The organism is Microbacterium sp. Bi128, assembly GCF_918698205.1.
The window spans coordinates 1-14,355 of sequence record NZ_CAKKMM010000065.1; the positions used below are offsets into that span (position 1 = coordinate 1).

Genomic DNA, 14,355 nt, shown 5'->3' on the forward strand with positions numbered 1-14,355 from the left:
AGGCTCACGGCATCCGCAGCCAGGCGCGTGGCGACGACCGCTACTCCCGTCCCGAGCGGGATGCCGCGCCTCGCGGCCGCGACGAGCGTCCCGCGCGTTCGTTCGACCGGAACGACCGCCCCGCGCGGTCCTTCGACCGTGACGACCGCCCCGCGCGTTCGTTCGACCGGAACGAGCGTCCGGCCCGTGACGAGCGTCCGGCCCGGTCGTACGACCGCAATGATCGCCCGGCGCGGTCGTTCGATCGCGACGAGCGTCCCCGTCGGTCCTTCGACGAGCGCCCCGCGCGGTCGTTCGATCGGAACGACCGTCCTGCTCGGTCGTTCGACCGCAGCGACCGTCCGGCGCGCTCGTTCGATCGGAGCGATCGTCCGGCCCGTGACGACCGTCCGGCGCGTTCGTTCGACCGCAACGACCGCCCCGCCCGTTCGTTCGACGACCGCCCCGCTCGCTCGTTCAACGACCGTCCGGCGCGCTCCTTCGATCGGAGCGACCGTCCGGCCCGTGACGACCGTCCGGCCCGCTCGTTCGACCGGAACGACCGCCCCGCCCGCTCCTTCGACGACCGTCCGGCTCGTTCGTTCGACCGGAGCGACCGCCCGGCGCGTGACGAGCGGCCCGCGCGTTCGTTCGACCGGAACGACCGTCCCGCCCGTTCGTTCGACCGGAACGACCGCCCGGCGCGTGACGACCGTCCCGCGCGTTCGTTCGACCGCAGCGACCGCCCCGCGCGTTCGTTCGACCGCAGCGACCGTCCGGCCCGCTCCTTCGACGACCGGCCGCGCCGCGACGACCGTCCCCGTCGCACCGACGGTCCGAACCGCGCCGACTGGAACGCCACCCCGAAGCGTTCGGCCGAGCACGAGCAGCGCGTCGACGTCGTGCACGAGCGTCTTCAGGCGGAGGCCGTGGATGCCGGGACCGTGACCGGTGCGGGCTTCGCCGAGCTGGGTCTGGGCGACAACATCGTCCGCGCGCTCGCCGGTCTCGGGGCTGCGAACCCCTTCCCGATCCAGGCGGCGACGGTCGCCCCGATCCTCGAGGGCCGCGACGTCCTCGCCCGCGGCCGTACCGGCTCCGGCAAGACCATCGCGTTCGGCGCCCCGCTGGTCGAGAGCATTCTGCGTGCTCAGGCCGGACAGCGCCGCGAGTTCGGCCGCTCGCCGAAGGCCCTGATCCTCGCCCCCACGCGCGAGCTCGCGCTGCAGATCGACCGCACCGTGCAGACCATCGCGCGCAGCGTCGGTCTGTTCACGACGCAGGTCTACGGCGGTGTGCCGCAGGCGCGTCAGGTCGGTGCGCTGAAGAAGGGCGTCGACATCGTCATCGGCACCCCGGGTCGCATCGAGGATCTGCTCAACCAGGGCAAGCTCGACCTGTCCGACGTCAGCATCGCGGTTCTCGACGAGGCCGACCACATGTGCGAGCTCGGCTTCCTCGAGCCCGTGCAGCGGATCCTCCGCGCGACCGCCGAGGGCAGCCAGAAGCTCCTATTCTCGGCCACCCTCGACCGCGAGGTCGCGGCCCTCGTCGACGAGTTCCTCGTCGAGCCGGCCGTCTACGAGGTCGCCGGTGAAGACCAGGACTCGGGCACCATCGAGCACCGCGTGCTCGTGATCGAGCACCGCGACAAGGCCGAGATCCTCGGCTCGCTCGTCGACCGCGAGGGCAAGACGCTCGTGTTCGCCCGCACCCGTGCGTACGCCGAGATGCTGGCCGAGCAGTTCGACGAGGCCGGTATCGCCGCCGTCGCCCTCCACGGTGACCTCAACCAGCAGAAGCGCACCCGCAACCTCGAGAAGCTCACCTCGGGCCGCGTCAACGTGCTCGTCGCCACGGACGTCGCCGCACGCGGCATCCACGTCGACGACATCGACCTGGTGATCCAGGCCGATGCCCCCGACGAGTACAAGACGTACCTGCACCGCTCGGGCCGCACGGGCCGCGCCGGTCGCCGGGGGACGGTGGTGACGCTCATCACGCGTCAGCGTCGCCGTCGCATGACCGAGATGCTCGAGCGTGCCGAGATCGCGGCGCCGTTCGAGGAGACGCAGCTCGGCGACGACGTCCTCGAGGAGCTGGCGGGTCGTCAGCTCTCGAACGTCACGTCCTGACGTCCCGTTGAACGCCCCGTCCGCCGCGTGCGGGCGGGGCGTTCGCGTTCTCAGAACAGGGTGGGTTCACTCGCGGGGGCGACGGAGGGGCGAGCGGATGCCGTGGACCCGGTGGTCCGCACGGGGCCGAGCCGCGGCGCGGTCGCGGTGCGGCTGGCGAGCCCGGGCTGAGGGCGGCCGCGCGGGTGGTCGTCCTCGTCCCACCCGTCGAGGCGGTGCATCCGCAGCAGCGGCTGCACGCGTTTGCCCAGCCACCGCCGGTACGCCTGCGGCGCCTGGACCGACACCCCGGGGTACAGGCCGCGGTAGGACGACACGAGTTCCGGGTGCTCGCGTTCGAGCCACTGCAGGAACCACTCCTTGGCACCGGGCCGCAGGTGCAGCGCGCCGTAGACGACCCGCGCGGCACCGGCGGCGCGGATACGCCCGAGGGCGTGATCGAGCGCGGCGACCGAGTCGGTCAGGTGCGGAAGGATCGGCATGAGGAAGACGGTCACGCGGAACCCCGCGTCGGTGGCGGCACGGACGGTGTCGAGGCGCGCTTCCGCGGTGGGCGTCCCGGGCTCGAGCGACCGCTGCAACGTGTCGTCGAACACCGCGATCGACATCGCGAGTGTCACACGGACCTCTTTCGCGGCGTCCGCGAGCAGCGGGAGGTCGCGCCGCAGCAGCGTGCCCTTGGTCAGGATCGAGAACGGCGTGCGGTTCTCGGTGAGCGCGCCGATGATGTCCGGCATCAGTCGGTAGCGCCCCTCGGCGCGCTGGTACGGGTCGGTATTCGTCCCGAGCATCACAGGCTCTCGCGCCCACGACCCGCGGCGCAGCTCGCCGCGCAGCACGTCGGCGACGTTGACCTTGACCACGATCTGCGAGTCGAAGTCGGCACCCGAGTCGAGGTCGAGGTACTCGTGCGTCTTGCGAGCGAAGCAGTTGTGGCTGACAACGCCGTTGGCGATGAAGTCACCCGTGCCGGTCGTGATGTCGACCATGTCGATCTCATATCCCAGGTCTTCCACAGCGACGACGCGGAGGTCGGAGCTGGTCTTGACAGCGGCCCCGACGATGCCGGGGGACGTCCGGGCGGCATCGAGGTCGCTGGATCCCAGGCCGAAACCCTGCAGGCGATTCAACGCCGTCAGGTACGGCCGTTGATCCGGTCCCTGCATCGCGCCGCGGACGAACTTCCATCCGCGTTCTGTGAGGAAGCGATGGTCGGCGCTCGCGACGATCTCGGTACCGTCGGCCAGGGTCACCCGGAAGGCTCGCTTGCGCGTGGGCCACTTCGCCAGGACTTCGGTGCGCACGAACCGTCGGTGGGCGCCGCGCTGCTCCGTGCCGATGATCTCGTCACCCACCTTCACGTCCGCGAGGGGGACGTGCAGCCTGTCCGCGGTCAGGATGAGCGTGTCCGGCGAGAGGCAGTAGGCACACGAATGACTGCATCCCCTGTACGGGTTCACGGTCCAGTCGAACGGCATCGCCGAGGCGCCCGGAACGCGGTTGAGCGCGGTCTTCGCCACCACCTCGTGGAACGTCATGCCAGCGAACTCCGGGGTGGTGACCGAGCGCACGAGCCCGTCCATGCGCTCCATGCCGGGCAGCGCGGCCGTGTCGTCGACGCCGAGCTTCTGTCCCTGCCACCTCATCGCTCTATGGGAACAGAGATACGAAAAAAGAGCAAGCGGATACCGATGACATTCGAAATCGAGGATCGGCGAAACCTCGCCCCATTCGCACCGCACAGGTACGCGGGTGAGAATGGGTCGAGTGATGTCGCCCGATCCCGAGCTCTCTCCCCGCCGCGCCGCGCGCGCGGAGGCCGAGCGACGGGCGACGGCGGCGCTCACTCTTCCGCCGCAGCCCGCGGCCCCGGCCTCTGAGGGAGACACCGCCCCGCCCCTGCGCCGTGAGCGTCGGCAGCAGCGCGCGCAGGCGGACTCGCCGCCGCTGTCGTTCCTCGCGTGGTGGCAGAAGCGTCCGATCCTCGTGCGCCGCCGGCTGGCGGCCCTCGCCCTCGGCGTCATCGTCGTGGTCGCCTGTGCGGTCGCGATCGGGACGGCGATCGCCGGTGCCCGACAGGGAGTCGACGCCTCCGATCCCGCGGTGGCGGCGGCGATGGCCGGTCCCCCCGCGGTGCCGGCCGAGGGGCTTCCCGTCCCGATCCTCGTCGAGTCCCCGGCGCCGAAGTCCCCGTGCGACGACCCCGCCGTCACCGCCGCACTCGCGTCGGGCGATGACGGCGCGACGATCGCCGCGATCGGCGGTGGGGAGGCGTTCCGTGCCGCCGTGGCATCCGGGATCGCTCCGTGCGTCTCGCTCTCGGATGCTGATCGCCAGTGGGTCGTGGTGAACAAGAAGCGGCCCTACGACCCGGTGGACTACCGCCCCGGCGACCTCGTCATGCCCGACGACGTGCGGGCCCTCGAGGACTCGGCCGTGCGCCGCCCGGCGGCCGATGCGCTGACGTCGATGGTCCGCGCGGCCACCGGTGCCGGCGTCGGCGAGATCGGGTACCTCAGCGCGTTCCGGTCCTACGCGACGCAGCAGCAGACCTATGCCGGACGCGTCGCCGTCGGAGGGGTCGAGGAGGCCGACAGGGAGAGCGCGCGGGCCGGTTTCAGCGAGCACCAGTCCGGACTCGCGGTCGACATCGTGCCCTGCAACCGGACGTGCGGGACGCTCGACGACGTCGCCGGGTCGTCGCAGGGTGCGTGGGTCCGCGACCACGCGTGGGAGTACGGGTTCATCACGCGCTATGACATCGGGCGCATCGACGTCACCGGGTACGAGCCCGAGGCGTGGCACCTGAGGTACATCGGACCCGAGCTCGCGAAGGCGTACCACGACGGCGGATACACCACGCTCGAGGAGTTCTTCGGGCTCCCCGCGGCGCCGACGTACTGAGGCCCGTCACACCCCCACGAACACCGCCGCCGACACGACCCAGAACGCCAGCACGAACACGGTGTCGCGGCGGCGCCAGGGCACGAGGTGCCGTTCGGTGCGGTCAGGGTGGGCGCCGAAGGCTCTGGCGTCCATCGCGAGCGCGACGCGCTCCGCGTGGCGGATCGCCCCGGCCAGCAGCGGCACGACGTATCCGAGCCAGCGCGCGGGGGCCGAGAACCAGCCGTCGCGGGCTCCGCGCACGCGGTGCGCCTGGCGGATGATGTCGAGTTCGTGTCCGAAGCGGGGCACGAACCGGATCGCGGCGAGGGCGGCGTATCCGACGCGGTACGGCACCCGTAGCTGCTGCACGATCGCGCGCACGAGGTCGGTGCCCGCGGTGGTGAGGCCGCCGATGAACGCGAGCGTCATGATCGCGGCCAGCCGCAGGCCCGTCGCGAGGCCGATGCCCACCGCCCCCTCGGTGAGGGCCCAGCCGCCGATGCGCAGCACCTCGGTCGTGGCATCCGTCCGTACCGGGTCGATCCACAGCGCGAAGCCGAGCCCCACCACGACCACCGACGCCGGCACCACGACCCCGAGGAGCACGAGCACGCGCGGTGTCAGACGCGCACCGACGAGCAGCACCGCGTAGGCGAGCACGAGGAACGCCACCGGTGTGGCGAGGTCGCGGACGAAGACGAGGGCGAGTATCGCCGGCAGCGCCGCCACGATCTTCGCGAGCGGGTTCAGCGCCCCGAGGAACGCCCCGCGTGCGACGGGGGCCGCCGCCAGGGCGGTCACCGGTCGCTCCCGGGCAGGTCGCGCATCCGACGGATGCCGGCGAGTTCCGGATGCCGTTCGAGTCCGGCGAGCGCGGCACGCAGGGGCGGTGCGTGCAAGCCCGTGCGGGCGAGAAGGGCGACGTCGGCGAACACCTCGTCGGCCGGGCCGTCGGCGGCGAGGCGTCCGGCATCCATCACGAGCACGCGGTCTGCGTGCTCCGCGACGAGCTGCATGTCGTGGGTGACGACGATGATCGTCGTGCCGTCCGCGCGCAGATCATCGAGGAGCGAAAGGAGTTCGTCGGCGCGGGCGCGGTCCTGACCGAACGTCGGCTCGTCGAGCACCAGCACGCGGGCGCCGCCGACGAGCGCGGTGCCGACCGACAGGCGCCGCTTCTGCCCGCCCGAGAGCAGGAACGGGTGCACTTCGGCCTTGTCCGCGAGGGCGAAGCGGCTCAGAACGTCCTCGGTCCGCCGCCGCACGTCGTCGTCGCGGAGGCCCTGACGCCGCAGTCCGTGCGCGATCTCGTCGAACACCGTGGTCGCGACGAACTGGTGCTCGGGGTTCTGGAAGACGAAGCCCACGCGGCGGGCGAGGTCGCGCGGCGACGCTCTCCGCACATCGATCCCGTCGATGCGCACCGCGCCCCGCGGCGGGTGCCGCACACCCGCGAGGGCCTGCACGAGGGTCGTCTTGCCCGAGCCGTTGGCTCCGACGACGGCGACGAACTCACCCGCCGCGATGTCGAGATCGATCCCGTGGAGCACCGGCGTGCGCCCGCGGGCGACGCGCAGGTCGCGTACGCGCACGAGCGTCTCGCGGTTCACGGGCGGCGGGGGGTGCGGAGGGACGGATGCCACAGCGGGCCGCGCCGTGGCCTCGAGGGCGGCGCGCAGCTCGCCCGGGGTCAGCGGCAGCGGGTGGATCGCGTACCCCGCGCGGCGCAGGCGCAGGGCCGCGAGCGTCGCGGTCGGCAGCCACACGCCGAGCGCGTGGAGGTCCTCGGCGCGCTCGCGCAGCACCGCGTCGACGTCGCCGTCGGCGACCACTCGCCCCGCGGAGTCGAGCGCGACGACCCGGTCGACCAGTCCCATCGCGGCATCCAGGTCGTGCTCGATCAGCACGATGGCACGGTCGCCCGCGGCGACGACGTCGCGGAGCGCGGCGTAGACGTCGTCGACCCCGGTGGGATCGAGGGTCGCGGTCGGCTCGTCGAGGACGAGGAGCGGAGAGCCCATCGCCAGGGCGGTCGCGATCGCCAGGCGCTGCCGCCCGCCGCCCGAGAGGACGTCGGGGGAGTCATCGCGTCGCTCCCAGAGCCCGACGCGGCGTAGTGCCGCCTCGGCCCGGGCGAGCACCGCGGCGACGGGGAGCCGCAGGTTCTCGGGCCCGAAGCACACCTCGTCGAGCACGCTGCCGGTGATGAGCTGCGCGTCGGGGTCCTGGAACACCATCGCGACCGTCTGCGCGAGCTCGGCGACCGGCGAGGTCGCGGCATCCCGTCCGCCGACGGTCACCGTCCCCGACACATCCGCCGGGACCGCGTGGGGGATGAGCCCGTTCATCGCCAGGCCGAGCGTGGATTTGCCGGAACCGCTCGGACCGAGCACCAGGACGACCTCACCGGGGTGCACGTCGAGGCTCACGTCGGCGGGGGTGGCGCGGTCGGCGTCGAGGTGCGTGATCGCGACGTTCCGCAGGCGCAGGAGGGCGTCGACGCCCGTGCGGGGCGCCGCGGCGGTCGGGTGCGGGTGGGCGGTCACGGGTGTCCTGTCGGCGAGGACTCCAGTCTATTTAGGTGGGCCTTACCCGCGCGTTCGACGTCTCGATATCGAACCGAGGCTGGACGCTCTCGACCCGTGCCCGCCGTGACCGGTACATTCGAGGTCTTCCTCCGCCCGAACGGATGATCTCGTGACCGGTCTGTCCCGCCGCCAATTCCTGCACGCCACCGTCGCCGCTGCCGCCGCGACGGGGCTCAGTCTCGACGTGCTCGCACCGCAGCTCGCGCGCGCAGCGACGCCGGCGGCGGGGATCCCGACGACGCTCCTGCAGACCATCCGCCAGGGGTCGATCCTCTCGGGGAAGTACCGCACGCTGACGACCGGGCCAGGTGAGCCGTACGTCCCGCGCATCGACGTGCTGCGGCGCTCGCCGTCGGCCGCGCGCACCACCGCGCGTCGCTCCTTGCTGTACCTCGGCCACCTGTCCGACCTGCACGTCATCGAGGCGCAGTCGCCGGGACGCATCGAGCCGATGATCGTGCAGGATCATTCCGCGTGGGGCTCGGCCTTCCACCCCCAGGATCCGCTGAGCCCCCATGCGACGGCAGCGATGGTGCAGGCGTTCTCGGACGCCCGGTACAGCCCGCTCACCGGAGCGCCGATGAGCGTCGCGATCGTCACGGGCGACAGCGCCGACATGCACTCGCACCTCGAGCTGCGCTGGTACATCGACCTCATGGACGGACTCTCGGTCGACCCCGCGACGGGCGGCCCGGAGTGGCAGGGCGTGCAGGCGTGGAGCGAGGCGACGTGGGCGTACCGCCCCGGCGACCCGAGCGGTGGCGACTTCGGCGACTACGGCTTCCCGCGCCTGCCCGACCTGCTCGCCCAGGCGATCGCGCAGCCCGTGAGATCCGTGGGCCTCCCCGCGCCCTGGTACGCGGTGTACGGCAACCACGACACGCTCCTGCTCGGCACGTTCAACATCAGCCCGCAGCTGCGCTCGCTCGCCGTGGGCGCCCGCAAGTCGTACACCCTGGATGCCACGGCATCCACGGCCCTCGAAGGCTGGGCCGCGGGCACGAGCGTGCTCGCGCAGACGCTGGCTGCGCTGGGTCTGGCATCCGGGGGTCCGGGGTTCCGGGACGTCACGGCCAACCCCGAGCGGTACCTGTTCGAGCAGCGCGACTTCATGGCCGAGCACTTCCGCACCGAGCCGACGCCCGGACCCGTCGGACACGGGTTCACCACCCACAACCTCACCTCGGGCGAGACGTGGTGGCAGGCCGACCTCAGCCCGCGGGTGCGCGCGTTCGGACTCGACACGTGCAACGCCGTCGCCGGCCCGGACGGTGCGGTGCCCGAGTCGCAGATGCGGTGGCTGCGCGCGCAGCTCGAGATCGCGCAGCGCGACGAGGTGCTGGCGCTGATCTTCAGCCACCACAACAGCCTCACGCTCGAGAACCGCGCGACCCGACCGGGGGCGGACGAGAAGCTCTACGGCGCCGAGGAGTTCGTGGCGATGCTGCTGGAGTTCTCCGTCGTCGTCGGGTGGCTCAACGGCCACACGCACCTGAACCAGATCCTCCCCCACACCACCCCGACGGGAGGATTCTGGGAGATCACGACGGCGTCGTGCATCGACTTCCCCCAGCAGCAGCAGGTGGTCGAGATCGTCGACAACCGCGACGGCACGCTCTCGCTTTTTACGACGGTCCTCGACCACGCCTCGCCCGCGGTCCCCGGGAACTCGGGATCCGTCGCCGACCTGGCATCCCGCAGCCGCGAGCTCGCCGCCAACGACTGGGCCGAGACGCCGCTCATGCGCCGCGGCTCGCCGCTGGACCGCAACACCGAGCTGCTGCTGCCGGCGCCGTTCGACCTCTCGGTCATCACCGACGCCCAGCTCGAGGCGCAGCACGTCACCGAGCGCGCGCGGATCCTCGCCTACGAGAAGGAGCGGGGGCTGTGAGGCGGTCTCTGTTCGCGCTGCCGCTGGTGGCGGTCATCGCGCTGGCCGGCTGCTCCCAGGTCGCCGCGATCGCCCCCGTGGGTGGCAACCACCTCACCGAGGTGCGTTTCGCCACCATCGACGTGCTGCAGCAGAAGGGCATCGCGCTCGAAGCCGTGCCCACCTGCACCCGCGCCGACGACGGCGCGATCTCATGCACCGGCACGACCGCCGCGGGCGAGGCCGTCACCGCCACCTCGCCGTCGACCGACCCCGACAGCTTCACCGTCACGGTCGACTCCGACACCGTGTTCACCGGCAGCGTCAGCGCCGTGATCGACCACGCCGCGGGGGTCGCCCCGTGAGGCGCGCGCTCCTCATCACGGCCGTCGTGCTCGGGAACGCCGTCGTGCAGGCGCTGTGCGTGATCCCGGGGCTGACGCCCGCGGCATCCCTCGGGTTCGTGTCCGTTCTGGCCGGGTCGGTGCTGGCGCTCGTCGCTGCGGCGACCGCCGTCGTCGTGTTCGTCGGTGCTCCCGGCCCGGTGCGCCCGCGAGTCCTCCGCGCGCTCGCCGCCGTGGTGATCGCGCTCGTCGTGGTGGGGGCTCTGTCGATCGTCTCGACCGCGACCCTGATCCCCGCACTCCTCATCGCCGTTGTGATCGTCTCACCGGCGGGAAACCCGGATGCCACGGCGTGGAGCGGCCTGCGGGCGTTCGTGTGGCATCCGGTCAGGGCCGTGCTGCTCGCCATGCTGACCGCGCTGGCGATCGGGGCGCTCGTCGTGGGCGCGCTGCTGCTCGGCTTCTTCGTGACCGGGTGGCTCGGGTCGTTCGCGACGTGGGTGATCGTCGGCGGGGTGGCCGCCGTTCTCGTCCGGGCCTGGGCGCGGCTCGCGGTGCGCCCCCGGCGCGTGCGGGTCGGCTAGGCCGGTGAGCAACACGGCCTAGGCGTGAGTGCTCGACGCGCCTCGTTCGAGAGCGTCGGCGCCGATGCCCTGCATGATCGACCGCGCCAGACCGGGCACGTATCGCGTCATGGCTTGCATACTGCGGTTCGATGACCCGAGAAGGTACTCGGAGCGTCGGCCCGCCGCTTCGCGCGCGAACCGCGGTGCGGCCCACGACATCGGGTAGCGCTGGGGACCGATGAGATCTGCACCGTTCTCCATGTGCGGCGGCGAGACGATGGCGATCTCGATGCCTCGAGCGCCGAGCTCGGAGCGCGCCGAGCGCGCGAACGAGATGAGAGCGGCTTTCGCGGCACTGAAGTTGTCGAGCGACGGGGTGCCGATGTATCCGAGCGTCGATGCCGTCGCGACGAGCCGTGTGGCGTGGGCGGCATCCTTGTGGCGGGCAAGTGCGCGCGCCACTCGGACGAACCCGAGGTAGTTGACATCGACCTCGCGGACGAGGTCGGCATCCACCCGTGTGAGGATGCTGCCCTGGTAGAGCTGCGACGCCAGGTAGACCACGAGTGCCGGCGTGCCGCGCTCGCGGATCGTGCGATCGATGGTCGCGTCGACCGCGACATCGTCGCTCGCATCGAGTGCCGCGACGTGACCGAAGGGTGCGTCGGCGATCGCGGATCGCGCAAAGCCGACGACCGACCGACCGGCGTTCGCGTACTGGTGTGCGATCTCGCGGCCGAGGCCTCGTGATGCCCCGATGATCCAGACGTCGCGATCGGGAGCGATGGTCTTCTTCACGGTGATTCTCCTCTAGGATGTTGGCAGTGCCCACATAGTAGGGAAGGAATGTTGGCAGTGTCAACTTCGGCGCGCCCGTATCACCACGGCGACCTCAGAACCCGGCTCCTCGACGTCGCCGAGGAGCTCCTCGAGGAGGGCGGCGTCGGTGCCCTGAGTCTCCGCGAGGTGGCCCGGCGTGCGGACGTGTCGCACAACGCGCCCTATCGCCACTTCGCGAGCAAGGACGAGCTGCTCACGGCTCTCGCCGCCTCCGGGTTCGACAAGCTCGCCGCATCCCGCGCCGACATCTCGGACCCGCGAGACGCCCTCCTGGAGAGTGGACTCGCCTACGTGCGCTTCGCGCTCGAGCATCGGGCGCTCTTCCGCCTCATGTTCTCCGGCGCGACCGGCGGTGAGAGCGACGAGTCGGTCGCGAGTGCTGCGTCAGCCGCCACGGTGATGCGCGATGCCTTCGGCGACGACACACCCGGTGACGCGCTCATCAGCTCGTGGTCATTCGTGCACGGCCTCGCCGGGCTCCTCCTCGATGATCAGGTGCCCGCCGGCTTGCGAGCCGGACGCGACGACGAGGCGCTCGCCCGCGACATCCTGACGCTCACCGCACGAGCACTCGACACCGGCTCTCACAACACGCGCTAGCGCCGCGACAACCCGCGCGCGACGCCGGCGCCGCGCAGTCCCGACCCGATCGCGAGGCCCACGGCGGTCCACACGACCGGGCCCAGCACGCCGACGACGAGGTACGTGATCCGCGCCCACGGGGCGAGCGCGCCGATGTCGGCGGCGAACCACACCGCGACCGCCACGATCAGGCCGATGATCACGGCCGAGACGAAGAAACGCGCGGTCGCCCACACGCGGTAGCGGGTGAGAGCGGCGACACCCTCCTGGATGCCGCCGAACAGGATCGCCGTCCCGAGGAACCGGAAGGTCCACTGCGGCGCCATCGCGCTGGCCACGAGCGCCGCGAGAACGTGGGTCAGCAGAGCGACCCAGGGTCGACGCACCACCTGCTGCGCGATGATCCCGGGCAGCACGTGCGACCCGAGCACGAGGCCGTACGCCCACGGCGCGGTCGCCAACACCACGAGGGTCAGCCAGCCGGCCGCCCCGCCCAGGATGCCGGTTCCCACGCCGATCGCGGCGCACACGAGAAGGACCCGGGTGGAAAGACGCGAGGTCGACACGGGATCAGCGTATCGGCGTCGCGGCATCCGATTGACGGACGGAGTCCAAAAGAAACCGTTGGTGATGAATTGGCCGTGAGTTATGTTTGTGCGACGCGCGCCGCTGGAGTCGCGCACATCGCTCAATTCATCCCCCCGTTTGGAGCGCACTATGGGTCGTACCCTGCGTTCGGCCGCGGTCATCGCGTTGGCCGGGCTTTTCACCGCTGCCGGAGTAACTTCCGTGCAGGCCGCCGAAGTGGGCGAGGGGGTGACACCCCCCACACCCATCGAATCCTCCACGGGCCGCTACATCGTCGTGCTCGACGAAGCCCCCGTCGCCACCTACGGCGGCGGTGAGGCGGGCCTGGATGCCACGAAGTCCGACGACGCGCGGTTGGACACCGACTCCGACGCGGTCCGCGAATACTCCGCGTTCCTCGAGCAGCGTCAGCAGGACGTCGCCGCCGAGGTCGGAGTCGACGCCGACTACTCGTACACGCTCGCGGTCAACGGCTTCAGCGCCGCGATGGATCCCAACCAGGCCGCGAAGCTCGCCGCCACCAAGGGTGTGCAGAAGGTCGTTCCGGACGAGATCCGCCACCCCGCGGCCGTCCCGTCGACCGAGTTCCTCGGGCTCGAGGGCGACGGCGGTGTCTGGCAGAAGGTCGGCGGCATCGAGTCCGCCGGTGCGGGCGTCGTGGTCGGTGTGATCGACACCGGCATCGCCCCGGAGAACCCGTCGTTCGCCGGTGACCCGCTCGGCACGACGCCGGGCGACGAGCCCTACCTCGACGGCAACGACGTCGTGTACCGCAAGGCCGACGGCACCGACTTCCGCTCGCCGCGGGTGGCGACCGGCAACGGGTGGTCGGTGGACGACTACTCCACCAAGCTCGTCGGTGCGCGCTACTTCGACCAGGGCGCCGCGGCGACCGGCTTCACCTTCGAGGCCGACTACCGTTCGCCCCGCGACGGAGACGCGCACGGCTCGCACACCGCCAGCACCGCCGCCGGCAACAACGGCGTCGAGGCCAGCGTCGAGGGCATCGACTTCGGCGCGATCTCGGGTGTCGCCCCGGCGGCGAAGGTCGCCGCCTACAAGGCGTGCTACTCCGGCCCCGACCCGCTCGTCACCACCGACGACGTCTGCGCGCTGAGCGACCTGCTCGGCGCGATCAACGCCGCTGTGGCCGACGGCGTCGACGTCATCAACTACTCCATCGGCGGCGGCTCGGCCACGACCACCCTCGCCCTCGAGGACGCGGCGTTCTTCAACGCCGCCGCGGCAGGCATCTTCGTCGCCGCCTCGGCCGGAAACTCCGGCCCGGACGCCTCGACCGCCGACCACGCCTCGCCCTGGTACACCACCGTCGCGGCATCCACGATTCCCACGTACGAGGGCACCGTGACGCTGCCGAACGGGTTCCAGGCGGCCGGGGCCTCGGTCTCGGTCCCCGCCGGGGAAGAGGTCACCGCCCCCGTCGTCTACGCCGGCGACATCGCCGCCTCCGGAACCGACCCGGCGAACGCGGCGCTGTGCCTGCTCGGCTCGCTCGACGCCGCGCAGGCCGACGGCAAGATCGTCGTGTGCGATCGCGGACAGAACGCCCGCATCGAGAAGTCGCAAGCCGTGAAAGACGCGGGCGGCGTGGGCATGATCCTCGTCAACGTCACACCGGCCTCGGTCGACAACGACTTTCACTCGGTGCCCACCGTCCACATCGACGCGCGCTACCGCGACGACCTGCTCGCCTACGTGCAGGGGACCCCGGATGCCACGGCCACCCTCGTGGGCGAGAACATCACGGGCGAAGAGACCCCGACGCCGCAGGTGGCCGGATTCTCGAGCCGCGGACCGATGCTCGCCGACGGCAGCGACGTGCTGAAGCCCGACGTCTCGGCTCCCGGTGTGGCGATCCTCGCCGCCGCCGCGAACGCCGAGGGCGCAGCTCCGACGTTCGAGTTCCTCTCGGGGACCTCGATGTCGTCGCCGCACGTCGCCGGTCTCGCCGCGCGC

Annotated in this window: 12 protein-coding genes; 7 read left to right on the plus strand and 5 right to left on the minus strand. The window is 71.6% G+C overall.

Annotated features, from left to right (window positions below; all coding sequences use genetic code 11):
• Window positions 1-11 precede the first annotated feature (11 nt).
• Window positions 12-2,114: a DEAD/DEAH box helicase gene (locus tag LQV45_RS07530; protein ID WP_230006472.1), complete on the plus strand. Its 2,103-nt coding sequence runs from the start codon at window positions 12-14 to the stop codon at window positions 2,112-2,114.
• Window positions 2,115-2,164: 50 nt separating this feature from the next.
• Here LQV45_RS07530 and LQV45_RS07535 read toward each other — a convergent pair whose 3' ends face one another.
• Window positions 2,165-3,760, minus strand: a complete 1,596-nt coding sequence (locus tag LQV45_RS07535) for an Rv2578c family radical SAM protein (RefSeq protein WP_230006461.1) — start codon at window positions 3,758-3,760, stop codon at window positions 2,165-2,167.
• Between the two features lie 124 nt (window positions 3,761-3,884).
• On the opposite strand from LQV45_RS07535, the gene LQV45_RS07540 reads away from it, so the two are divergent.
• On the plus strand, window positions 3,885-5,018 hold the full coding sequence (locus LQV45_RS07540; RefSeq protein WP_230006462.1) for a M15 family metallopeptidase: 1,134 nt from the start codon (window positions 3,885-3,887) through the stop codon (window positions 5,016-5,018).
• Window positions 5,019-5,024: 6 nt separating this feature from the next.
• On the opposite strand, the gene LQV45_RS07545 is transcribed toward LQV45_RS07540, so the two are convergent.
• Window positions 5,025-5,801 carry an energy-coupling factor transporter transmembrane protein EcfT gene (locus tag LQV45_RS07545; protein WP_230006463.1) on the minus strand — a complete coding sequence of 259 codons (777 nt, stop codon included), beginning with the start codon at window positions 5,799-5,801 and terminating at the stop codon, window positions 5,025-5,027.
• Window positions 5,798-7,546, minus strand: coding sequence for an ABC transporter ATP-binding protein (locus LQV45_RS07550; RefSeq protein WP_230006464.1), 1,749 nt, complete (start codon window positions 7,544-7,546; stop codon window positions 5,798-5,800). Before LQV45_RS07550 ends, LQV45_RS07545 begins: the two co-directional genes overlap by 4 nt.
• Window positions 7,547-7,697: 151 nt before the next feature.
• Here LQV45_RS07550 and LQV45_RS07555 point away from each other — a divergent pair, with 151 nt between their 5' ends.
• The 3 genes from LQV45_RS07555 to LQV45_RS07565 are packed head-to-tail and all read left to right on the plus strand — an operon-like array spanning window position 7,698 to window position 10,386.
• Complete coding sequence (locus tag LQV45_RS07555; protein ID WP_230006465.1) at window positions 7,698-9,479, plus strand: TIGR03767 family metallophosphoesterase; 1,782 nt, start codon at window positions 7,698-7,700, stop codon at window positions 9,477-9,479.
• Window positions 9,476-9,823 carry a hypothetical protein gene (locus LQV45_RS07560; protein WP_230006466.1) on the plus strand — a complete coding sequence of 116 codons (348 nt, stop codon included), beginning with the start codon at window positions 9,476-9,478 and terminating at the stop codon, window positions 9,821-9,823. Before LQV45_RS07555 ends, LQV45_RS07560 begins: the two co-directional genes overlap by 4 nt.
• Entirely contained in the window at window positions 9,820-10,386 is a 567-nt protein-coding gene (locus tag LQV45_RS07565; protein ID WP_230006467.1) for a hypothetical protein, read from the plus strand. Before LQV45_RS07560 ends, LQV45_RS07565 begins: the two co-directional genes overlap by 4 nt.
• 18 nt (window positions 10,387-10,404) lie before the next feature.
• Here the strand turns inward: LQV45_RS07565 and LQV45_RS07570 are convergent, their stop codons facing one another.
• Window positions 10,405-11,166, minus strand: a complete 762-nt coding sequence (locus LQV45_RS07570) for an SDR family oxidoreductase (protein WP_230006468.1) — start codon at window positions 11,164-11,166, stop codon at window positions 10,405-10,407.
• A gap of 57 nt (window positions 11,167-11,223) precedes the next feature.
• Between LQV45_RS07570 and LQV45_RS07575 the strand changes: the two genes are divergently transcribed.
• Window positions 11,224-11,808, plus strand: coding sequence for a TetR/AcrR family transcriptional regulator (locus tag LQV45_RS07575; RefSeq protein WP_230006469.1), 585 nt, complete (start codon window positions 11,224-11,226; stop codon window positions 11,806-11,808).
• Here the strand turns inward: LQV45_RS07575 and LQV45_RS07580 are convergent.
• Window positions 11,805-12,356 carry an ECF transporter S component gene (locus LQV45_RS07580; RefSeq protein WP_230006470.1) on the minus strand — a complete coding sequence of 184 codons (552 nt, stop codon included), beginning with the start codon at window positions 12,354-12,356 and terminating at the stop codon, window positions 11,805-11,807. The two genes, LQV45_RS07575 and LQV45_RS07580, sit on opposite strands and share 4 nt — an antisense overlap.
• Window positions 12,357-12,507: 151 nt before the next feature.
• Between LQV45_RS07580 and LQV45_RS07585 the strand changes: the two genes are divergently transcribed.
• On the plus strand, window positions 12,508-14,355 hold a 1,848-nt coding region (locus LQV45_RS07585), incomplete at its 3' end, for a S8 family serine peptidase (protein WP_230006471.1).

Coding starts and splice junctions, on each gene's coding strand:
- LQV45_RS07535 (WP_230006461.1), bottom strand. CDS start 3,760: ATGAGGTGGCAGGGACAGAAGCTCGGCGTCGACGACACGGCCGCGCTG.
- LQV45_RS07540 (WP_230006462.1), top strand. CDS start 3,885: ATGTCGCCCGATCCCGAGCTCTCTCCCCGCCGCGCCGCGCGCGCGGAG.